The sequence below is a fragment of the Polaromonas sp. P2_G11 genome, from assembly GCF_056403595.1.
In genome coordinates, this window is sequence record NZ_JBFUFE010000002.1 from 439,018 (window position 1) to 460,253 (window position 21,236).

Annotated in this window: 16 protein-coding genes; 13 read left to right on the top strand and 3 right to left on the bottom strand. The window is 60.0% G+C overall.

Annotated elements, in window-relative coordinates; translation table 11 throughout:
* Nucleotide 1: 1 nt before the first annotated feature.
* The 12 genes from bamA to AC1DWQ_RS08670 all read left to right on the top strand — a co-directional run bounded on the left by bamA (nt 2) and on the right by AC1DWQ_RS08670 (nt 13,857).
* Complete coding sequence (gene bamA / locus AC1DWQ_RS08615) at nt 2-2,299, top strand: outer membrane protein assembly factor BamA (RefSeq protein WP_477669254.1); 2,298 nt, start codon at nt 2-4, stop codon at nt 2,297-2,299.
* Nucleotides 2,299-2,805 (top strand): OmpH/Skp family outer membrane protein, encoded by a 507-nt coding sequence (locus AC1DWQ_RS08620; RefSeq protein WP_477669255.1) that lies wholly within the window; start codon nt 2,299-2,301, stop codon nt 2,803-2,805. Before bamA ends, AC1DWQ_RS08620 begins: the two co-directional genes overlap by 1 nt.
* A 48-nt stretch (nt 2,806-2,853) precedes the next feature.
* Complete coding sequence (gene lpxD / locus AC1DWQ_RS08625; RefSeq protein WP_477669256.1) at nt 2,854-3,918, top strand: UDP-3-O-(3-hydroxymyristoyl)glucosamine N-acyltransferase; 1,065 nt, start codon at nt 2,854-2,856, stop codon at nt 3,916-3,918.
* Complete coding sequence (gene fabZ, locus AC1DWQ_RS08630) at nt 3,915-4,355, top strand: 3-hydroxyacyl-ACP dehydratase FabZ (protein WP_477669257.1); 441 nt, start codon at nt 3,915-3,917, stop codon at nt 4,353-4,355. Before lpxD ends, fabZ begins: the two co-directional genes overlap by 4 nt.
* Nucleotides 4,356-4,510: 155 nt before the next feature.
* On the top strand, nt 4,511-5,305 hold the full coding sequence (gene lpxA, locus AC1DWQ_RS08635; protein WP_477669258.1) for an acyl-ACP--UDP-N-acetylglucosamine O-acyltransferase: 795 nt from the start codon (nt 4,511-4,513) through the stop codon (nt 5,303-5,305).
* 92 nt (nt 5,306-5,397) lie between these two features.
* Nucleotides 5,398-6,534 carry a lipid-A-disaccharide synthase gene (lpxB, locus tag AC1DWQ_RS08640; protein WP_477669259.1) on the top strand — a complete coding sequence of 379 codons (1,137 nt, stop codon included), beginning with the start codon at nt 5,398-5,400 and terminating at the stop codon, nt 6,532-6,534.
* Entirely contained in the window at nt 6,506-7,123 is a 618-nt protein-coding gene (rnhB, locus tag AC1DWQ_RS08645) for a ribonuclease HII (RefSeq protein WP_477669260.1), read from the top strand. The genes lpxB and rnhB overlap by 29 nt, the downstream gene beginning before the upstream one ends.
* Nucleotides 7,120-7,911, top strand: coding sequence for a TrmH family RNA methyltransferase (locus AC1DWQ_RS08650; protein WP_477669261.1), 792 nt, complete (start codon nt 7,120-7,122; stop codon nt 7,909-7,911). Before rnhB ends, AC1DWQ_RS08650 begins: the two co-directional genes overlap by 4 nt.
* Before the next feature lie 391 nt (nt 7,912-8,302).
* A complete protein-coding gene (gene carA, locus AC1DWQ_RS08655; RefSeq protein ID WP_477669262.1) occupies nt 8,303-9,487 on the top strand; it encodes a glutamine-hydrolyzing carbamoyl-phosphate synthase small subunit in 1,185 nt (394 codons plus the stop codon).
* Nucleotides 9,487-12,717, top strand: a complete 3,231-nt coding sequence (gene carB / locus AC1DWQ_RS08660; protein ID WP_477669263.1) for a carbamoyl-phosphate synthase large subunit — start codon at nt 9,487-9,489, stop codon at nt 12,715-12,717. The genes carA and carB overlap by 1 nt, the downstream gene beginning before the upstream one ends.
* A gap of 133 nt (nt 12,718-12,850) precedes the next feature.
* A complete protein-coding gene (gene greA / locus AC1DWQ_RS08665) occupies nt 12,851-13,327 on the top strand; it encodes a transcription elongation factor GreA (protein WP_477649842.1) in 477 nt (158 codons plus the stop codon).
* Nucleotides 13,328-13,419: 92 nt separating this feature from the next.
* Nucleotides 13,420-13,857 carry a DUF4149 domain-containing protein gene (locus tag AC1DWQ_RS08670; protein ID WP_477669264.1) on the top strand — a complete coding sequence of 146 codons (438 nt, stop codon included), beginning with the start codon at nt 13,420-13,422 and terminating at the stop codon, nt 13,855-13,857.
* 77 nt (nt 13,858-13,934) lie between these two features.
* Here the strand turns inward: AC1DWQ_RS08670 and folD are convergent, their stop codons facing one another.
* The 3 genes from folD to AC1DWQ_RS08685 all read right to left on the bottom strand — a co-directional run bounded on the left by folD (nt 13,935) and on the right by AC1DWQ_RS08685 (nt 18,128).
* A complete protein-coding gene (gene folD / locus AC1DWQ_RS08675; protein ID WP_477669265.1) occupies nt 13,935-14,801 on the bottom strand; it encodes a bifunctional methylenetetrahydrofolate dehydrogenase/methenyltetrahydrofolate cyclohydrolase FolD in 867 nt (288 codons plus the stop codon).
* A gap of 83 nt (nt 14,802-14,884) precedes the next feature.
* Nucleotides 14,885-15,511: a response regulator transcription factor gene (locus AC1DWQ_RS08680; protein ID WP_348047552.1), complete on the bottom strand. Its 627-nt coding sequence runs from the start codon at nt 15,509-15,511 to the stop codon at nt 14,885-14,887.
* Between the two features lie 49 nt (nt 15,512-15,560).
* Complete coding sequence (locus tag AC1DWQ_RS08685; protein ID WP_477649845.1) at nt 15,561-18,128, bottom strand: PAS domain S-box protein; 2,568 nt, start codon at nt 18,126-18,128, stop codon at nt 15,561-15,563.
* Between the two features lie 352 nt (nt 18,129-18,480).
* On the opposite strand from AC1DWQ_RS08685, the gene aceE reads away from it, so the two are divergent.
* Nucleotides 18,481-21,204, top strand: coding sequence for a pyruvate dehydrogenase (acetyl-transferring), homodimeric type (aceE, locus tag AC1DWQ_RS08690; RefSeq protein ID WP_477669266.1), 2,724 nt, complete (start codon nt 18,481-18,483; stop codon nt 21,202-21,204).
* Nucleotides 21,205-21,236 lie beyond the last annotated feature (32 nt).

Here is a 21,236-nt window from a genome sequence, read left to right on the forward strand (position 1 = left end):
CATGCAAAAACAAATAAATCGCTTCAAAGTTCGTGCAGTTTGCGCTATCGCCGCCGGTCTTTTTGCAGCCAGTTCGGCTTGGGCCGTTGACCCTTTCACGGTGCGTGATATCCGGGTTGAAGGCTTGCAGCGCGTTGAGCCCGGAACCATTTTTGCCTCCTTGCCCTTTCGGGTCGGCGAAACCTATAACGACGACAAGGGTTCCACCGCCATTCGTGCGCTGTTTGGGCTGGGCCTGTTCAAGGACGTGAGACTTGAAGTCAGTGGCGACGTATTGGTGGTGATCGTTGAAGAGCGTCCCACCGTCGCTGACGTGGACTTTGTGGGTGCCAAGGAGTTCGACAAGGACGCGCTCAAGAAAGCACTCCGCGAGGCCGGTGTTGCGGACGGCCAGCCGTTCGACAAGGCGCTCGCCGACAAGGCGGAGCAGGAGCTCAAGCGCCAGTACATCAACAAGAGCCTGTACGGCGTTGAAATTGTCACCACCGTCACGCCGATCGAACGCAATCGGGTCAACCTGACTTTCAGTGTGACCGAAGGCGATGTCGCGAAGATCAAGGAAATCCACATTACAGGCAACAAGGCGTTCAGCGAGTCAACCCTCCTGAGCCTCTTTGACCTTGATACAGGTGGCTGGCTCAGCTGGTACACCAAGTCGGATCGCTATTCGCGCACCAAGCTCAACGCCGACATTGAAACGCTGCGCTCCTACTACCTTTCGCGGGGCTACCTCKAATTCAAAATCGACTCTACCCAGGTTGCGATTTCCCCGGACAAACAAAGCATTGCCATCACCGTCAACGTGACCGAGGGCGAGCGTTTTGTTGTTTCGGGTGTCAAGCTTGAAGGCAACTACCTGAACAAGGAAGAAGAGTTCAAGACACTCGTGAAAATCACGCCTGGTGAGGCCTACAACGCGGACGAGGTCGCTGAAACGACCAAGGCGTTCAGCGACTATTTCGGTACTTTTGGCTACGCTTTTGCCCGCGTCGAAGCGGTGCCGGAAATTGACCGTGTCAATAACCGCGTGGCATTTGTGCTTCAGGCAGAACCATCCCGCCGTGCTTATGTGCGGCGCATCAACGTGGCCGGAAACAATCGCACGCGCGATGAAGTCGTGCGTCGCGAGTTCCGCCAGTTTGAGTCGTCCTGGTACGACGGCGACAAAATCCGGCTTTCCCGCGACCGTGTCGACCGTCTGGGTTTCTTTACCGATGTGAATGTAGAAACGCAGGAAGTGACCGGTACAAACGACCAAGTCGACATTACGGTCAATGTGGTTGAAAAGCCAACCGGTAATTTGCAGCTTGGTGCGGGGTATTCCAGCGCGGACAGCCTCTCACTGGTATTCGGTATCAAGCAGGAAAACGTTTTTGGCTCGGGCAATTACCTGGGTGTTGAAGTCAACACCAGCAAGTCCAACCGCCAGATCGTGCTCAGCACTATTGACCCATATTTCACGGCCGATGGTATTTCGCGCACCATTGATGTCTATGACCGCACGTCGAAGCCTACCTCGGGCCAAGGTGGTGACTACAGCCTGAAAACGCGGGGCGCAAGTATTCGTTTCGGTGTTCCGTTTACCGAGAATGACACCGTTTATTTTGGCAGCGGTTACGAGCAGTTGACGATTGTGCCGGGCACCAATCTGCCGGTTAGTTATCTGAACTATGCGAACCAGTTTGGCTACAAAAGCAACTCGATTCCGTTGACAGTGGGTTGGTCGCGCGACAGCCGCGACAGCGCGCTGGTGCCTACGTCGGGCCTCTATCAACGGGTTTACGGTGACTGGGGTGTCGCTGGCGACATCAAATTCGTGCGAGCGAACTACCAGGCCCAGAAATACATTCCGCTCAACAAGCAGTTCACGATTGCGCTTAACGGCGAGTTTGGCTGGGGCAAAGGCCTGAATGGCCAGCCTTATCCGCTCTTCAAGAATTACTATTCGGGCGGCCTGGGTTCTGTGCGTGGATTTGAGCAAGGCTCACTGGGCCCGCGCGATGCGTCTGATCTTGCCATCGGTGGACCGAAGAAGCTCACCCTCAATGCCGAACTCATTGCGCCGTTTCCTGGTGCAGGCAATGACCGTACCCTGCGCCTCTATGGGTTTGTGGACGCAGGCAATGTTTTTGGTGAAAATGAGCGTTTTCGGGTAAATGACTTGCGGGCTTCCACAGGTATTGGTATCAGCTGGATTTCCCCAGTGGGTCCCTTGCGCATCGCTATTGCGACGCCGCTGCGCAAAATGCCAGGCGATAGAATAGAGCGGTTGCAATTCCAAATTGGTACATCTTTCTAATGAAGCATTTTTCAATCAAAATTTTCCTGGGCGTTGCCATTGCACTGGCGGGGTTCTCCGCAAGTGCGCAGGAGTTCAAAGTCGGGATTGTCAATCTGGACCGGATTTTCCGGGAAGCCAATTCCGCGAAAGCCGCCCAGACCAAACTTGAGCAGGAATTCAGCAAGCGTGAAAAAGAGCTGAACGATCTGGCGACCCAGCTGAAAACACTCTCCGACAAATTTGAGCGTGAAGCCCCGACGCTCGCGGAGAGTCAGCGCGTTTCACGGCAAAAGCAGCTTGTTGACCAGGATCGGGACTTCCAGCGCAAGCGCCGTGAATTCCAGGAAGACCTGAACACCCGCAAGAATGAAGAACTCCAGCAGGTCATCGAACGTGCGAACAAGGTTGTGAAGACGCTGGCTGAGACGGAAAAGTACGACCTGATTCTCCAGGAATCGGTCTATGTCAATCCCAAGCATGACATCACCGACAAGGTGATCAAGGCGTTGAACGCTGCCCGTTGATTGCGGGGTGTTCACCACGATCACCATCGTGAAAATGGCAGGCGCAGTGTGACACTCCGTCTTGCCGATATCGTTGAATCCCTAGCCGGTGCAGTACAGGTCGAACTGGTCGGCGACCCCGGCCTGCAGATAGAGCGGCTCTCTACGTTGGAGGCTGCCGGTCCCGCGGACCTGAGTTTCCTCAGCCACCCCAAATACTTGTCCAAGCTCGCGCAGTCCGAGGCTGTCTGCGTCATTGTGGCGCCCGCCGCGCGCGAGGCCGCAGTCAAGCGTGGCGCCTGCATCGTGACAGACGATCCCTACCACGCTTTTGCGTTGGTCACCCAACTCTGGAAGCGGTGGCATTCCCCGCAGGTGGTTCCGCACATTCATCCCAGTGCCTATATCGATCCCTCTGCCACTGTGGCGTCCGGCGTTTCGATCGGTGCATTTGCCTGCATTGGCCAAGGCGCGGTGATTGGCACGGATGCGCGGATTGCGGAGCATTGCGTCGTCGGGCGGCATGTGCAAATCGGTGCGAACACCCGGTTGTCGGCGCGCGTGACCGTGGCCGACGGCTGCCGCGTGGGGGAGCGCTGTATCGTGCACTCCGGCGCGGTGATCGGCGCTGACGGTTTTGGCTTTGCGTCGCACCAGGGACAGTGGGTGAAGATCGAGCAACTTGGTGGTGTGCAGATCGGCAATGATGTCGAGATCGGTGCCAACACCTGCATTGACCGCGGTGCGCTGCAGGATACGGTGCTGGAAGACGGTGTGAAGCTCGATAACCTGGTCCAGATCGGCCACAACGTCCGGGTTGGCAAACATACCGCCATGGCCGGCTGTGCCGGCGTCGCGGGCAGCGCCACGATTGGTGCGCATTGCACGGTGGGGGGCGGCGCCATTGTGCTGGGCCACCTGACGCTCGCCGATGGTGTGCATGTCTCGGCTGCATCGGTGGTAACCCGATCCATTTTGAAGCCCGGGCATTACACCGGGCTCTTTCCCATCGACGACAATGCTGTCTGGGAAAAAAATGCCGCTACGCTCAAGCAGCTTCATACGCTTCGTGAGCGTCTCAGGGAGGTCGAAAAAGCCATCCTGCACTCAGGACACACTCAAGAAAAATCATGATGGATATCCACCAAATTCTCAAACAGCTGCCGCATCGTTATCCCATCCTGCTGGTGGACCGGGTGCTGGAAATCGAAAAAGGCAAACGCATCAAGGCGCTCAAAAACGTCACGATCAACGAGCCCTTTTTTATGGGGCACTTTCCCCATCACCCGGTGATGCCGGGGGTATTGATACTGGAAGCCATGGCGCAGGCGGCCGCGCTGCTGGCCTTTGCGACGCTGGGCGTCACGCCCGACGACAAGACGGTCTATTACTTCGCCGGCATCGACGGTGCACGCTTCAAGCGCCCCGTTGAACCTGGCGACCAGCTGATCATGGACGTCACACTGGACCGCATGAAGGCCGGCATTTTTAAATTTAAAGGGGTCACCAGGGTAGGTGAGACCATTGCCTGTGAAGCCGAATTGATGTGCACCATGCGCACGATCGCGTGAATGGGCCCCACGCTTTTCGCTTCGCGTAATTCGCTGCCCCCCGAGAGGGCTGCTGCGCCTGCGGTCTGGCGGAGCCAGTCCCGCGGCCCCGGTGTGAAGGGGGACTTGCCCATACGGCTTTTGGCCGACCTATTCGCTGAACAGTTGATTTCGTCATGACGGCTATACATTCCACTGCACTTATTGATCCGCAAGCCCAGCTCCATGAGTCGGTGAGCGTCGGTCCCTATACGGTCATTGGTCCGCACGTGAAGATTGGTGCCGGCACCACCGTGGGCGCCCACTGCGTGATCGAAGGACACACCACCATAGGCCGTGACAACCGGATTTTCCAGTTCAATTCACTGGGTGCAATTCCGCAGGATAAAAAGTATGCGGGTGAACCTTGTGAACTGGTGATCGGCCACCGCAACACCATTCGCGAGTTCTGCACCTTCAACATCGGCTCGCCGGGCGACACTGGCGTGACCCGTGTGGGGGATGACAACTGGCTCATGGCCTATGTGCATCTGGCGCACGACTGCGTGGTGGGCAACAACACCATTTTTGCCAACAACACCCAACTGGGTGGCCATGTGCATGTCGGCGACTGGGTGATTCTGGGCGGCTTCACCGTCGCGCACCAGTTCGTGAAAATCGGTGCCCACAGCTTCACCGCCATGTGCTCGCTGCTGTTTGCCGATTTACCGCCTTTTGTCATGGCGCAGGGACAACCGGCCGAGGCGCGCTCCATGAATTTTGAAGGGCTGCGGCGACGGGGCTTTTCACCGGAGCGAATTTCCGCTGTCAAGGCCATGCACAAAGCGCTGTACCGTGACGACCTGACCCTGGATGTATCGCGCGAGCGCATTGCCGCTCTGACGGAAAAGTACCCAGATGCCGCGCCTGATGTGCAGATGATGCTTTCATTTCTGGAACAAACCTCGCCGCAGCGCGGCATTGTCCGGTAAGACCTATGTCGTTGATGGAGCCAAGCCCTCTGCCAGCCCGTAGAGAGGCAGGCCTCCCCGTTGCGGACTCCCTGAGAGCCCGTTCCCCTTGCGTGGCGATGGTCGCGGGCGAAACCTCTGGAGATTTGCTCGCCGGCCTGCTGCTCGATGGTTTCAAGGCCCGCTGGCCGGCACTGACGTCAAACGGTATCGGCGGCTCACAGATGGCAAGCCGCGGTTTTAACGCCTGGTGGCCCAGTGAAAAGCTGGCGGTACGCGGGTATGTTGAGGTATTGCGGCATTACCGCGAGATCGTCGGCATACGCGAACAACTGAAGCAACGCCTGCTGGATCAGCGCCCAGACCTTTTCCTTGGCATTGATGCACCCGACTTCAATCTTGACCTGGAGGCGGCGCTCAAGGTCCAAGGCATCAAGACCGTGCATTTTGTCAGCCCCGCCATCTGGGCCTGGCGTGCCGACCGTGTTGAAAAGATACGGCGCAGTGTGGACCACGTGCTGTGCATCTTTCCTTTTGAGCCTGCGCTGCTGGCTGCTCATGGCATTGCCGCGACCTATGTGGGGCACCCGCTGGCCAATGTCATTCCCCTGCAGCCTGACCGCGCAGCGGCCCGGCGCAAGCTGGGTTTGCAGGATGAAGACACCGTGGTGGCCATTCTTCCCGGTAGCCGGAAATCCGAAATCCAGTACCTCGCGCAACGATTCTTTAAGGCTGCAGCCCTTATTCAACATGCGCAACCAGCTATCAAATTTATAGTGCCGGCCATTCCCGCGCTGAAGGGCGTGATTGAGCGCCATGCGGACGTGGAAGGAATGAAACCCCATCTGCAGATCATCGAGGGCCAGTCCCACAGCGCGCTGGCGGCATGTGATGTAACGCTGATAGCGAGTGGCACCGCCACGCTGGAGGCGGCGCTTTTCAAGCGGCCCATGGTGATCGCCTACAACATGAACTGGCTGTCATGGCAAATCATGCGGCGCAAGAAATTGCAGCCATGGGTGGGCCTGCCCAATATCCTCTGCCGGGAGTTTGTCGTTCCGGAGCTGCTGCAGGACGCGGCCACGCCTGAGGCGCTGGCAGCGGAAGTGCTGAAATGGGTTGACGCAAAGTCTTCGGCACCTGACAAAATAGCGGCTGTAGAACAACGATTTACCGCGCTGCATGCGGAACTGCAGCGGGACACTTCAAAACTGGCGACAGATGCGATCCAGCAAATTCTTGAAAGCTGAGCAAACACCCTTGTCATGGGATACGCCTGGCCTTGTGGCTGGCGTGGACGAAGCTGGCCGGGGACCATTGATGGGCCCGGTGGTCGCGGCCGCCGTCATTCTTGATGAGCTCAATCCCATTCAGGGGCTGGCCGACTCCAAGAAGCTCACGGCCTTGCGCCGCGAAAAACTCTATGACGAAATCCGCGCCAAGGCACTGTGCTGCTCGATTGCGCTGGCAACCGCCGAGGAGATCGACAGCATCAACATCCTGCAGGCTACTTTACTGGCCATGCGGCGCGCGGTGGAAGGCCTGCGCCTCAAGCCCAACAAGGTGCTGGTCGACGGCAACCGGCTGCCAACACTGGTGATCCTGTCCGAGGCCATTGTGGGTGGTGACGCGCTGGTGCCTTCGATTTCCGCAGCGTCGATTCTGGCCAAGGTTTACCGCGACCGTTGGTGCGCGGAGTTCCATCTTGAGTATCCCCAGTACGGGTTTGCCGACCATAAAGGGTACGGCACGGCCGAACATCTGGCTGCGTTGCGCGAACACGGCGCCTGTCCCCAGCATCGCAGGTCCTTTGCGCCGGTGGCTGAGGTCTTGCGGTGAGTTCCGGCTTCTCCGGATCCTCCGGCTCCGCCACGTACATCACTTCGCGCGACAACCCCCTGATCAAGGACCTGCGCAAGCTCTCGCAGGACAGCACCGCGTACCGCAAACAGGGGCGCGTCTGGCTGGAGGGGGACCATTTATGCCGTGCAGCGCTGGCGCGCGGCCTGCAGCCTGCCATCGCCGTTTTTTGTGAATCATTTTGGTCTGCAAGCCAATCTGAATGGGCGCAAGCAGCTATCAAAAACATAGTAATTTCCGATGCACTGCTGCCGGAAATCAGCGGCCTGGAGTCACCCGCTCGCATGGGTTTTGTGCTGGATTTGCCGGCGCCCGCCAGCCCGCAACCCCATGCAGCCTCGGTCATCCTGGACCGTGTGCAGGATGCCGGCAACGTGGGCTCCATCCTGCGCAGCGCAGCGGCCTTTGGCTTTGGCCAGGTTCTTGCCCTCAGGGGTACGGCGGCGCTCTGGTCGCCCAAAGTGCTGCGTGCCGGTATGGGTGCCCACTTTGCACTGCAACTGGTGGAAGGCCTGGAGCCCGAGGCTCTGGCAGCATTGACCGTGCCCATCGTTGTCACCAGCTCGCACCAAGGCAGCTTTTTGCATCAGCAGAAGTTGCCTGTGCCGTGTGCATGGGCCATGGGCCACGAAGGGCAGGGCGTTAGCGACGACCTCATGAGCCGGGCGGCGCTCAAGATCCGCATCGACCAACCGGGGGGCGAGGAGTCGCTTAATGTGGCAGCCGCGGCCGCAATTTGCCTGTACGCAAGTTCGCTGAAGATATAGACCCACCCCCGTCCAGGCTCACTGCGTGTAGCCCGTTCCCCCCTTCCGGGGGGCGGCGCCTGGGGCTGGCAAAGCCGAACCCGCGGCCCCCACTGGTGAAATACTCCCCTGCATTCGCCCTGAATCTTCAAGCCAGCATGAGCCGCGGAACCGGCTCTGCCGGGCCGTAGGGCGGGCAGCCCCCTCGGGGGGCAGGGAGCTACACGAAGTGAGCGACCGTGGGGGCCACATCCCTAGGCTATAATCAAGGGCTTTTCAAAACACAGCTTCGCCCGAGCGCAGACAAAGCAAACACCCTCACAAAAGCAGCCAACTAAGGCAGCCAGCAAGAGTCTCCCTGAGACGTTTCTTGTGCACGCTTGGGCGAACCGTAACCAACTCGGAGAACCCAGTGCTTTTGTCTCTACAGGGATCACGCGAAAAATCCCCACACGCCATACTGGCGCTCGCAGACGGCACGGTCTTTATCGGCAATTCCATTGGAGCCGCAGGCTCCACAGTCGGCGAGGTGGTGTTCAACACCGCCATGACCGGCTATCAGGAAATCCTCACGGATCCGAGCTACTGCCAGCAGATCGTCACCCTCACGTACCCGCACATCGGCAACTACGGCATCAATGCCGAAGACGTCGAAGCTGAAAAAGTCCACGCGGCCGGCCTGATCATCAAGGACCTGCCGCTGCTGGCCTCGAATTTCCGCATGACCATGACCTTGTCCGAATACCTGGTCAAGGAAAACACGGTAGCCATCGCCGGCATAGACACCCGGCAGCTCACACGCCACCTGCGCACCAAGGGCGCGCAAAACGGCTGCATCCTGGCACTGCCTGCGGGCGAAGAAGTCAGTCAGCCCGCGATCGAAAAGGCCGTTGCGGCCGCGCGCGGCGCCCCCAGCATGGCCGGGCTCGACCTGGCCAAGGTCGTCTCGGTCAAGCAAACCTACGAATGGACGCAGACCGAATGGAAACTCGGCGCGGGTTATGGCGTGCAAATCACGCCCAAATTCCACGTCGTGGCTTTTGACTTCGGCGTGAAGAAAAACATCCTGCGCATGATGGCCGAGCGCGGTGCGCGCATCACCGTGGTGCCGGCACAAACGCCAGCTGCCGACGTGCTCAAGCTCAAACCCGACGGCATCTTCCTGGCCAATGGCCCGGGCGACCCTGAGCCTTGTGACTACGCGATTGCGGCGGTGCGTGAACTCATTGAGACCGGCATCCCGACTTTCGGTATCTGCCTGGGCCACCAGATCATGGCGCTGGCCAGCGGCGCGAAGACCTTCAAGATGAAGTTCGGCCACCACGGTGCCAACCACCCGGTGAAAGACCTGGACAACGGCCGCGTCAGCATCACCAGCCAGAACCACGGTTTTGCGGTGGATGAAAAAAGCCTGCCCGCCAACCTGCGGCCCACGCACATCAGCCTGTTTGACGGCACGTTGCAAGGCCTGGCCCGCACCGATAAGCCGGCGTTTTGCTTTCAGGGTCACCCGGAAGCCTCGCCTGGCCCGCACGATATTTCGTATCTGTTTGATCGTTTCACAGCCCTCATGGAACAGCATGGAGGGAACAAATAATGCCAAAACGTACAGACATCAAATCCGTCCTCATCATCGGCGCCGGCCCCATCATCATCGGCCAGGCTTGCGAGTTCGACTACTCCGGCGTGCAGGCCTGCAAGGCGCTGCGCGAAGAGGGCTACAAGGTCATCCTGATCAACAGCAACCCCGCCACGATCATGACCGACCCGGCGACCGCCGACGTCACCTACATTGAGCCCATCACCTGGCAGACAGTCGAAAAAATCATCGCCAAGGAACGCCCTGACGCCATCCTGCCGACCATGGGCGGACAGACTGCGCTCAACTGCGCGCTCGACCTCTGGCACAACGGCGTGCTCGACAAGTACAAGGTCGAGCTGATTGGCGCCAAGCCCGAAGCCATCGACAAGGCCGAAGACCGCCTGAAATTCAAGGACGCGATGACTAAGATCGGTTTGGGCTCAGCCCGCTCCGGCATTGCGCACAGCATGGATGAAGCCTGGGCAGTCCAGAAAACCGTTGGTTTCCCGACCGTGATCCGCCCAAGCTTCACGCTGGGCGGCACCGGCGGCGGCATCGCCTACAACTCCGAAGAATTCGAAGTGATCTGCAAACGCGGCCTCGAAGCTTCGCCCACCAATGAGCTGCTGATTGAAGAATCGCTGCTCGGCTGGAAAGAGTACGAGATGGAAGTCGTGCGCGACACCGCCGACAACTGCATCATCGTCTGCTCCATTGAAAATCTGGACCCGATGGGCGTGCACACCGGTGACTCGATCACCGTGGCACCGGCCCAGACGCTGACTGACAAGGAATACCAGATACTGCGTAACGCCTCGCTGGCTGTGCTGCGGGAAATCGGCGTGGATACCGGTGGTTCCAACGTGCAGTTCTCCATCAACCCGGTCGACGGCCGTATGGTCGTGATCGAGATGAACCCGCGCGTCTCGCGCTCATCGGCGCTGGCCTCCAAGGCCACGGGTTTCCCGATTGCCAAGGTCGCGGCCAAGTTGGCGGTGGGCTACACGCTCGACGAGCTGCGTAACGAAATCACGGGCGGCGCAACCCCAGCGAGCTTCGAGCCCAGCATCGACTACGTCGTCACGAAGATTCCGCGTTTCGCGTTCGAGAAATTCCCGGCTGCTGATTCGCGCCTGACCACGCAGATGAAGTCTGTGGGTGAGGTGATGGCCATGGGCCGCACTTTCCAGGAGTCCTTCCAGAAAGCGCTGCGCGGCCTGGAAGTCGGCGTCGACGGCATGAACGAGAAGACGCAAGACCGTGAAGTGCTTGAGAAAGAACTCGGCGCGCCCGGCCCCGACCGCATCTGGTATGTGGGTGACGCGTTTGCGCTGGGCATGAGCGTCGATGAAGTCTTTGCGCTCACCAAGATCGACCCGTGGTTTCTCGTGCAGATCGAGCAGATCGTCAAGATAGAACTTGAACTCGAAACCACCTCGCTCGACAAGATCGACGCCGTCACGCTGCGTGCGCTGAAGCAAAAAGGCTTCTCCGACCGCCGACTGGCCAAGCAGCTCAAGACCACCGACACGGCCATTCGCGAAAAGCGCCGTGCGCTGGGCGTGCGTCCGGTCTACAAGCGCGTGGACACCTGTGCCGCCGAGTTTGCCACCAACACCGCCTACATGTATTCGACCTATGAGGCCGAAGGCAGCGAGTGCGAAGCCGCTCCGACCGACAAGAAAAAAATCATGGTCCTCGGCGGCGGGCCCAACCGCATCGGGCAGGGCATCGAGTTTGACTACTGCTGCGTGCACGCGGCGTTGGCCATGCGCGAAGACGGCTACGAGACCATCATGGTCAACTGCAACCCTGAAACCGTCTCGACCGACTACGACACCTCGGACCGCCTCTATTTCGAATCGCTGACGCTCGAAGACGTGCTCGAAATTGTCGACAAGGAAAAACCGTTGGGCGTGATCGTCCAGTACGGCGGCCAGACGCCTTTGAAGCTGGCGCTGGATCTGGAAGCGAACGGCGTGCCCATCATCGGCACTTCGCCCGACATGATTGACGCGGCGGAAGACCGCGAGCGCTTCCAGAAGCTGCTGCACGAGTTGAAGCTGCGCCAGCCGCCCAACGCCACGGCGCGCACCGAGCCCGAAGCGCTTGAAAAAGCCGCTGCGCTGGGTTACCCCCTGGTTGTGCGCCCCAGTTATGTCCTGGGCGGCCGTGCCATGGAGATCGTGCACGAGCAGCGTGACCTTGAGCGCTACATGCGCGAGGCTGTCAAGGTCAGCCATGACTCGCCAGTACTGCTGGATCGCTTCCTGAACGACGCCATCGAGTGCGACGTCGATTGCCTGCGTGACCCCGAAGGCCGCACTTTCATCGGGGGCGTGATGGAGCACATCGAGCAGGCCGGCGTGCACAGCGGCGACTCCGCGTGCTCTTTGCCGCCATATTCCCTGAGCGCGGAAACCGTCACCGAAATCAAGCGCCAGACCGCCGCGATGGCCGAGGCACTGACGGTGGTGGGTCTCATGAACGTGCAGTTCGCGATCCAGAACATTGACGGCAAAGACGTCATCTACGTGCTGGAAGTCAACCCGCGTGCCTCGCGCACGGTACCCTTTGTCAGCAAGGCCACCGGAATCCAGCTGGCCAAAGTGGCAGCACGTTGCATGGTGGGCCAGTCGCTGGCTTCGCAGGGCATCAAGGACGAAGTCACACCGCCTTACTTCAGTGTCAAGGAAGCGGTGTTCCCCTTCGTCAAGTTCCCCGGCGTGGACACGATTCTCGGCCCCGAGATGAAATCCACCGGCGAAGTCATGGGCGTGGGCAAGACTTTCGGCGAAGCCTTCGTGAAGTCCCAGCTCGGCGCGGGCACCAAGCTGCCGACCTCCGGCAAGGTGTTCCTCACCGTCAAGAACAATGACAAGCCGCGTGCCGTGGAAGTCGCGCGCAAGCTGGCGGCCCTGAAGTTTGAAATCGTGGCCACCAAAGGCACTGCGGCCGCCATCCAGGCCGCGGGTATCGCCTGCACTGTGGTCAACAAGGTCACCGAGGGCCGGCCGCACGTGGTGGACATGATCAAGAACAACGAAATCGCCCTGGTCATTAACACGGTGGAAGAGCGGCGCAACGCGATTACCGATTCGCGCCAGATCCGCACCTCGGCGCTGCTGGCCCGTGTGACGACGTACACCACCATTGCCGGCGCCGAAGCGGCCGTGGAGGGCATGAAGTACCTGGATAACCTGCCGGTTTATTCCGTGCAGGAGTTGCATGCGCAGCTAGGCTGACAGCCTGACGCCCCGGGTTTTTTCCGGATTTCAGCAGATCCGATTTGCATTAAACTTGTTTGATTGAAACTTTGGATTCAAGCGCCGCCGCCAGGTGACTGGTGGCGGTTTCGCTTTTGAGAGGAGCAAAAACATGGCAACCATTCCCATTACCAAGCGTGGCGCGGAAAGCCTCAAGGCCGAACTGCACCAGCTGAAAACCGTTGACCGGCCCTGGGTCATCAATTCCATTTCCGAAGCGCGTGCGCAGGGTGACCTGAGCGAAAACGCCGAATACGACGCCGCCAAAGACCGTCAGGGCTTCATCGAAGGCCGTATTCAGGAAATCGAAGGCAAGCTTTCCGCTGCCCAAATCATCGACCCGTCCGAACTGGACGCGGGCGGCAAGGTCGTGTTCGGTTCCACCATCGAACTGGAAGATGAAGATACCGGCGACAAGGTGACTTATCAGATCGTGGGTGAAGACGAGGCCGACATCAAGGCGGGCCGGGTCAACATCAGCTCGCCGATTGCACGTGCGCTGATCGGCAAAGACGAAGGCGATACAGCCGAAGTCCAGGCGCCAGGCGGTATCAAACGCTACGAAATCATCGCGGTGATGTACATCTAGAAAATGTGGCCCCCACGCTCACTCACTGTGTGTAGTTCTCTGCCCCCCGAGGGGGCTAATTTCCCCAGGGGCGGCCCATCGGAAAATTTCCAATGAAGCAACGCTTCAATGTGATGGTGGCGGCTCTCTGGTGGGGCAGCCTGACTGGTTTGGGATTCGTGGTGGTTCCCATGCTGTTCGCCAATCTCGGCACACCCGCTGTTGCCGGTGCCATGGCGGCCAAGCTCTTCACTGCGCAGACCTGGCTCAGCACGGGCTGCGCCATGCTGTTGCTTCTGGTTTTTAACAAAAAAGACGATACAGCCCTTGCGCAGCAAGCGCAAGCAGCTATCAAATTCATAGTGACTGGCTTGTTGCTGGCCTTGCTGGTGGAGTTCGGTATCGCGCCGCGCATCGTCAGTGCGCGTGCCGAAGGCGGCAACCTCAAGCTTTGGCATGGCCTGGGTACGGCGCTGTATGTTGTGCAGTGGCTGTGCGCCGGCCTGGCGCTGTGGCGCTTGAGTCGCTCGACGGTAACCGAAATCACCTGAATTTCCCCGGCAAGCAGGGGCCGCGGGACCGGCTCTGCCGGACCGCAGGCGCAGCGGCCCCCTCGGGGGGCAGGGAACTACACGGAGTGAGCGACCGTGGGGGCTCGTTCAGCCGCTTCCAGCGTATTGACCAGCAGCATGGTGATGGTCATGGGGCCGACACCGCCGGGTACCGGTGTGATGTAGCCCGCCACTTCCTTCACGCCGTCAAAGTCCACGTCGCCGCAAAGCTTGCCTTCATCGTTGCGGTTCATGCCCACATCTATCACGACGGCGCCCGGTTTGACCATGTCGGCCGTCAGCACGTTGCGCTTGCCGACAGCTGCCACGATCACATCGGCCTGTAGCGTCATGGCCTTGAGGTCTTTGGTTGCGCTGTGACAGATGGTGACGGTGGCGTTCTTTTGCAGCAGCATCAGCGCCATCGGCTTGCCGACGATGTTGCTGCGGCCGATGACCACAGCATGCTTGCCTTTGAGGTCGTAGCCGATGCTTTCCAGCATCTTCATGCAGCCATAAGGCGTGCAGGGCCAGAAGCCCGGCTGGCCGACCATGAGCGCGCCGGCGCTGGCGACGTGAAACCCGTCAACGTCTTTCGCGGGCGAGATCGATTCGATGACTTTTTGCGCGTCGATATGGGCAGGCAGCGGAAGCTGCACCAGGATGCCGTGGATGGCCGGGTCATTGTTGAGCGCCTCTACCCGTGCCAGCAGATCTGCTTCGCTGAGGGTGGCAGGGTATTGCTCAAGCACCGAATGCAGCCCGTTGTCTTCGCAGGCCTTGACCTTGTTGCGCACATAGACCTGGCTGGCCGGGTTTTCACCCACCAGCACCACGGCCAGGCCCGGTGTGACGCCGCGTGCGCGCAGGGCGGCGGCGCGTTGGGCGACTTCAGCGCGCAGTTGTTTGGAGAGGGCGTTTCCGTCGATCAGCTGGGCAGTCATTTTTTATCGATTTTCAAGTAAAAACGCCCGCAAATCCAATCATCACGGGCGCAAGCAGCTATCAGAAAGATAGCGGAAGGAGGTCAGCCTTTGGGTGCGTTGGATCCCAAGGCTATTTTGAGCAGGTCGGCCACGGTATTGGCGTTGAGCTTTTCCATGATGTTGGCGCGGTGCGCCTCCACTGTCTTGATGCTGATGCCCAGGTCGTCGGCGATCTGCTTGTTGAGGCGGCCCGCCACGATGCGCTCAAGCACCTGGGCTTCGCGTGAGGTGAGCTTGGCGAGCAGGGCGTCGCGGCTGGCGGACTGCTGGTAGTCACTGAAGGCTTCTTTGGCCTGCTCTAGCATGCGCTCGACCAGGTTGACCAGGGCTTCTTCCTGGAAAGGCTTCTGGATGAAATCCATAGCGCCTTTTTTCATGGTGTTGACCGCCATGGGTACGTCGCCGTGGCCGGTGATGAACACGATGGGAAGCGGTGACTTGCGCTCGACCAGGCGGTCCTGCAATTCGAGACCCGTCATGCCGCCCATGCGGATGTCGACGATCAGGCAGGCGACTTCGCGCGGGTCGTAACGGGAGAGAAAGGTTTCGGCCGAGTCGTAGCAGCGGACGCGGTAGTCCTTGCCTTCGAGCAGCCACTGAAGGGAGTCGCGCACGCCCTCGTCATCATCAACGACGTAGACGGTACCTTTTTTGGGAATCAAGCTCATGCCAAACTTTCTTTCGTGAACTTCTCGGGAGACTGTTCTTGAAGGGGTTTCAATGAACGCCGGTATCCTTGGTTGCTATGGTATCGCTAGCAGGCGCCACCGGTGCCAGCAGGGGTGTCACGGGGATCCAGAAGGTAAACCGGCACCCCACCACTTCGTCCCCATTGTAGAGGTTCTGGGCCTCCATTCTTCCCTGGTGGGACTCGACAATACTGCGGCAGAGTTTGAGGCCTATGCCCATGCCCTCGGCCTTGGTCGAATAGAAGGCTTCATACAGCCGGCCCATGACTTCAGGCGACAGGCCACGCCCCGTATCGAGCACCGAAAACTCCACCACGGCCTGGTCTTCAATCTGCTTGGGCACCACGCGCAATTCGACGCTGCGCCGCGCTGTCGGCAGGTGCGCCTGTTCAATCGACTCAGCCGCGTTTTTCATCAGGTTGATGAGCACCTGCTCGATCAGGATGGGGTCCACCATGATGTCGGGCAGGCGGGCTGCGATGTAGTGGCTGAGCCGCACGTGATGGCGCCGCAGCTCGATGTCGGCCAGCTCCATCGCATTGCTCACGATGGTCGCCACGTCGGCGGAGCTGCGGTTGGGCTCACTGCGTTTGACGAAGGACCGTATGCGCTGGATGATCTGCCCGGCGCGGTGTGCCTGTTTGGCGGTTTTCTCCAGCGCCACCAGCAGGTCTTCGTTGCTGATCTGCTGGCCCTTGATGCGCGACACCATGCCGTTGCAATAATTGTTGATGGCCGTCAGCGGCTGGTTGAGTTCGTGCGCCACGCTGGAGGCCATTTCACCCATGGTGATCAGGCGGCTCGCAGTCTGGGCCCGCTCGTTCTGCTGGGCTGCCTGCTCTTCGGCATGGCGCCGCGGCGTGATGTCGGTAGCAATCACCATCTGGGCCAGACGGCCGTCCACCCAAGTGAGGTAACGCGAACGAACTTCCAGCCACTTGCTGAGTTCGGGCACAAAAATTTCGGCGTTTTCCGTCTGCGCCGCCGTCAGCGTGTCGGTAGGGAAGCCCGCCAGGCCATCGACCGCATCCAGCGCATCTTCGGTGGGTACGGCGGAGGGCACGCCCGCTTGTGCAATCAGGTTCAGATGGCCGGAGACTTCACCGCCAAACCACGAACGGTACAGCTTGTTGGCAAACAGCAGCTCTTCACTGCCCAGCGGCGCCACGGAGACGGCCGCGTCCAGCCCCTCAAGTACCGTGGTGAAACGTTCGTAAGAAGCTGTGAGTTCTTCGCGGATGCGTTTGGGCTCGGTGATGTCGGTCATGGACGTCATCCAGCCGGTTTGCTGGCCGCGCGGATCAATCAGCGGCGAGACATACATGCGCGCGTCAAAAATCTGGCCGTTCTTGCGCTTGACGCGCACCTCGAAACCACCGGGCGGCGTGCGGCCGTGCAGCTCATCGTCCAGCCGCTGCATCAGGGTCTCGATCTCGCCTTCCGGCCAATGCGGGAAGGGCGGCGTACGGCCCACCAGGTCGCCTTCAGTGAGGCCCGTCATCTGGCAAAACGCCGGGTTCACATAGGTGATGCGGCCCTGCAGGTCCAGCGCGCGCATGCCGGTCAGCATGGAGTTCTCCATCGCACGGCGAAAGTTGGTTTCAGAAATCAAGGCCTGCTGGGCCTGCACGCGACGGCGCGTATGGCGCCAGGTGCCCAGCAGCATCCACACCGTCAGTGCGCTCAGGGCGCTGACCAGCCAGAAAAAGCCGCTGCCCACGACTCCGAGTGAGGCCCGATAGCCTTCCGCACGAATCAGCAGGCCGTTGCCTACCGGTGAAACCGGTATTTCATATTCAGCGGCGGCATCGGTCCAGGGCAAAAGCCGGGCCGCGGGGTTGCGGGGCGGCGGGAGGTTGCCCGCCAGCACCGTGTTTTTGTCGTCGATCAGTGTGACCGCGTATTTGGCCGTCACATCCGTCGGCACGCCAAAGCGCAGCAGCCCGTCGATGGAGTATTCGCCCATGATGACGCCGGCAAATTTCCCCTGGTCATCGAGCGGCACCTGCAACTGCAGGGTAGGGGTGTTGTAGCCGCTGGCTTCCTTGGTCACCAGCGGGCGTGAATACACCGGTTGCCGCAGGTCTCTTGCCAGGTCGTAGGTGCCGTCTGTTTCGCCGACCTTGAGCTGCTCGCCGGCGCCGCGCAACTGGCTGGCGTTGGCGCTGGGCGATACATAGGCCACCTTGATCCGCCGCCTGCTGTCCACCCAGGTGACTGCCATGAGTTCGGGGTACTGGTTGACCAGGGATTCGGCCTGCGAGATGAATTCTTCCGTATCCACTTCCTTGTTGGAGACATCCCGCCCGATGCGCATGAGCTGCTCCTGGCGTTCCAGAAGGCGCAGGCGCAGGCGCTGCTGGGCGTATTCCACATCGCGCTTGACGGCCTGTTGCTCGCGGTCGATTTCTTCGATGCGCAGGTAACCGAAGGCTGCGATCACGGCTGCCAGAAACAGCACCACGGCCAGCAGGGGCCCCAAGGTGATGAAACGGTCCTGGCGCGACGGCGACTGCTTGCGCCACCAGCGCCTCCACAGGGCAAAGGTGGCGGAGTTCGCCATCGTGTCGGCGGGGGCAGGGGCTTGCTGGGTCATAGGGATGATGCAGTTTAAGTGAGATGCCCCTCTGTGGTCAGGGTTGACCCTGATCTTTTAAGGTGAGGCTGTGGGCTGCGCTGTCACATCGCTGGTTTCGATAAAGCAACCGGTATTTGCCAAGGGCATTTCCCCGCAGGTATCGATTTGCTGAACTTCCGTGAAATTTCTTAATGTGAAATCAATAAGCACTATTTGAAATTTAACAAATATTGTGAGAAACTAGGGTCTTGAATCTAATTTGCGTTTAAAACACGCTTAGGCGCAATTGGACACAGGCTCCGCGCACAGCCCGACAAGAGGCTGTATTGCGGATTAACAAAGCTTTATCAGGCTACTCAGGAGACAAAAAATGGCTGCCATTCCGAACCAAGCGGGCGACAACTTGCGCGCTGCCGCCAACGACGCGCTGGACAAGGACACCCAGGAAACCCGTGAATGGATGGACGCCCTGTCCGCCGTCATCGAAAGTGAAGGTCCCGAGCGCGCCCACTTTCTGCTCGAGCAACTCCTTGAGCACGCCCGCCAGAAAAGCATCGACATGCCTTTCTCGGCCAATACGGGCTATGTCAACACCATTGAAACCGACCACGAAGAGCGCTCTCCTGGCAACCTCGAGATCGAAGAACGTCTGCGCGCCTACATGCGCTGGAACGCCATGGCCATGGTAGTCAAGGCCAACCGCCTGCATCCGGCAGATGGCGGTGATTTGGGCGGCCACATCGGCTCCTTTGCCTCGCTGGCCAGCCTGTTCGGCGCCGGCTTCAACCATTTCTGGCATGCCGAGAGTGAAAACCACGGCGGCGACTGCCTTTACATCCAGGGCCACGTGTCGCCCGGTGTCTATGCCCGCGCCTACCTTGAAGGCCGCCTGACCGAAGAGCAACTGCTCAACTTCCGCCAGGAAGTCGATGGCAAGGGCCTGTCCAGCTACCCGCATCCCAAGCTGATGCCTGAGTTCTGGCAGTTCCCCACCGTCTCAATGGGCCTGGGCCCATTGATGGCGATTTACCAGGCGCGTTTCCTCAAGTATCTGCACGCCCGCGGCATTGCCAACACTGAAAACCGCAAGGTCTGGGTCTTCTGCGGCGACGGCGAGATGGACGAAGTCGAATCGATGGGCGCCATCGGCCTGGCCGCGCGCGAAAAGCTCGACAACCTCGTCTTTGTCATCAACTGCAACCTGCAGCGCCTCGACGGCCCGGTTCGCGGCAACGGCAAGATCATCCAGGAGCTCGAAGGCGAGTTCCGCGGTGCCGGCTGGAACGTCATCAAGCTCATCTGGGGCAGCAACTGGGATCCGCTGCTGGCCCGCGACAAGGACGGCGCGCTCAGGAAGGTCATGATGGACACGGTCGACGGCGACTACCAGGCCATGAAGGCCAACGACGGCGCCTTCGTCCGCAAGCACTTCTTCGGCAAAGACCCACGCACGCTCGAGATGGTCGCCAAGATGAGCGACGACGACATCTGGAACCTGCGCCGTGGCGGCCATGATTCGCAAAAGGTCTATGCGGCCTTCCACGCGGCCGTCAAGCACGAGGGCCAGCCCACCGTCTTGCTGATCAAGACCGTCAAAGGCTTCGGCATGGGCAAGATCGGCGAAGGCAAGAACAACGTCCACCAGACCAAAAAGCTGGCCGACGAAGACATCAAGGCCTTCCGCGACCGCTTCAACATCCCGATTCCCGACAGCCAGCTCGCCGACATCCCGTTTTACAAGCCGGCCGACGACACGCCCGAGATGCGCTACCTGCACGAGCGCCGCAAGGCCCTGGGCGGCTACCTGCCGCACCGCCGCGTCAAGGCCGACGAGCAGTTCACCGTGCCAGCACTCGAGACCTTCAAGTCGGTGATCGAGCCCACGGCCGAAGGCCGCGAAATCTCGACCACGCAGGCGTATGTGCGCTTTCTCACGCAACTGCTGCGCGACCAGGCCCTGGGCCCGCGCGTAGTGCCCATCCTGGTCGATGAAGCCCGCACCTTCGGCATGGAAGGCCTGTTCCGCCAGATCGGCATCTACAACCCTGACGGCCAGCAATACACGCCGGTCGACAAAGACCAGGTGATGTACTACAAGGAAGACAAGCAGGGCCAGATCCTGCAAGAGGGCATCAACGAAGCTGGTGGCATGAGCAGCTGGATCGCAGCCGCCACCTCGTACAGCACCAACAACCGGATCATGATCCCGTTCTACGTGTACTACTCGATGTTCGGCTTCCAGCGTGTCGGCGACCTGGCCTGGGCGGCCGGCGACATGCAGGCGCGCGGTTTCCTGCTGGGCGGCACTTCGGGCCGCACCACGCTGAACGGCGAAGGCCTGCAGCACGAAGACGGCCACAGCCACATCCTGGCCGGCACCATTCCCAACTGCATCAGCTACGACCCGACCTTTGCCCATGAAGTCGGCGTCATCCTGCACCATGGCCTCAAGCGCATGGTCGAGAAGCAGGACAACGTGTACTTCTACCTCACGCTGCTGAACGAAAACTACGCCATGCCCGGCCTCAAGCCCGGCACCGAAGAGCAGATCATCAAGGGCATGTACCTCTGCAAAGAGGGGGCCAAGCTCACGCCGCGCGTGCAGCTGCTCGGCTCCGGCACCATCCTGCGTGAATCCATTGCCGCGCAAGAGCTGCTTGAAAAAGAGTGGGGCGTTGCCGCCAACGTGTGGAGCTGCCCGAGCTTCAACGAACTGGCCCGTGACGGCCAGGACTGCGAACGCTGGAACCTGCTGCACCCGACCGACAAACAGCGCGTGCCGTTTGTCAGCCAACAGCTTGAGAAGCACACCGGCCCGGTGGTTGCATCCACAGACTACATGAAGGCCTATGCCGAGCAGATTCGCTCCTTCGTACCCAAGGGCCGTACCTACAAGGTGCTGGGCACCGACGGTTTTGGCCGCAGCGACTTCCGCAGCAAGCTGCGTGAGCACTTCGAGATCAACCGCCACTACATCGTCGTGGCGGCGCTCAAGGCGCTCAGCGAAGAGGGCACCATCCCAGCGGCCAAGGTTGCCGAGGCCATCAAAAAGTACGGCATCAACGCCGACAAGATCAATCCGCTTTACGCTTGAGTTAAAACCCTGACGTAGCACCTGTAGCAACC

What these genes read in the sequence shown, in the direction of transcription:
- AC1DWQ_RS08620 (WP_477669255.1), top strand. Translation starts at nt 2,299, where the DNA reads ATGAAGCATTTTTCAATCAAAATTTTCCTGGGCGTTGCCATTGCACTG.
- fabZ (WP_477669257.1), top strand. Translation starts at nt 3,915, where the DNA reads ATGATGGATATCCACCAAATTCTCAAACAGCTGCCGCATCGTTATCCC.
- lpxA (WP_477669258.1), top strand. Translation starts at nt 4,511, where the DNA reads ATGACGGCTATACATTCCACTGCACTTATTGATCCGCAAGCCCAGCTC.
- rnhB (WP_477669260.1), top strand. Translation starts at nt 6,506, where the DNA reads ATGCGATCCAGCAAATTCTTGAAAGCTGAGCAAACACCCTTGTCATGG.
- carB (WP_477669263.1), top strand. Translation starts at nt 9,487, where the DNA reads ATGCCAAAACGTACAGACATCAAATCCGTCCTCATCATCGGCGCCGGC.
- greA (WP_477649842.1), top strand. Translation starts at nt 12,851, where the DNA reads ATGGCAACCATTCCCATTACCAAGCGTGGCGCGGAAAGCCTCAAGGCC.
- AC1DWQ_RS08670 (WP_477669264.1), top strand. Translation starts at nt 13,420, where the DNA reads ATGAAGCAACGCTTCAATGTGATGGTGGCGGCTCTCTGGTGGGGCAGC.
- folD (WP_477669265.1), bottom strand. Translation starts at nt 14,801, where the DNA reads ATGACTGCCCAGCTGATCGACGGAAACGCCCTCTCCAAACAACTGCGC.
- AC1DWQ_RS08680 (WP_348047552.1), bottom strand. Translation starts at nt 15,511, where the DNA reads ATGAGCTTGATTCCCAAAAAAGGTACCGTCTACGTCGTTGATGATGAC.
- AC1DWQ_RS08685 (WP_477649845.1), bottom strand. Translation starts at nt 18,128, where the DNA reads ATGACCCAGCAAGCCCCTGCCCCCGCCGACACGATGGCGAACTCCGCC.
- aceE (WP_477669266.1), top strand. Translation starts at nt 18,481, where the DNA reads ATGGCTGCCATTCCGAACCAAGCGGGCGACAACTTGCGCGCTGCCGCC.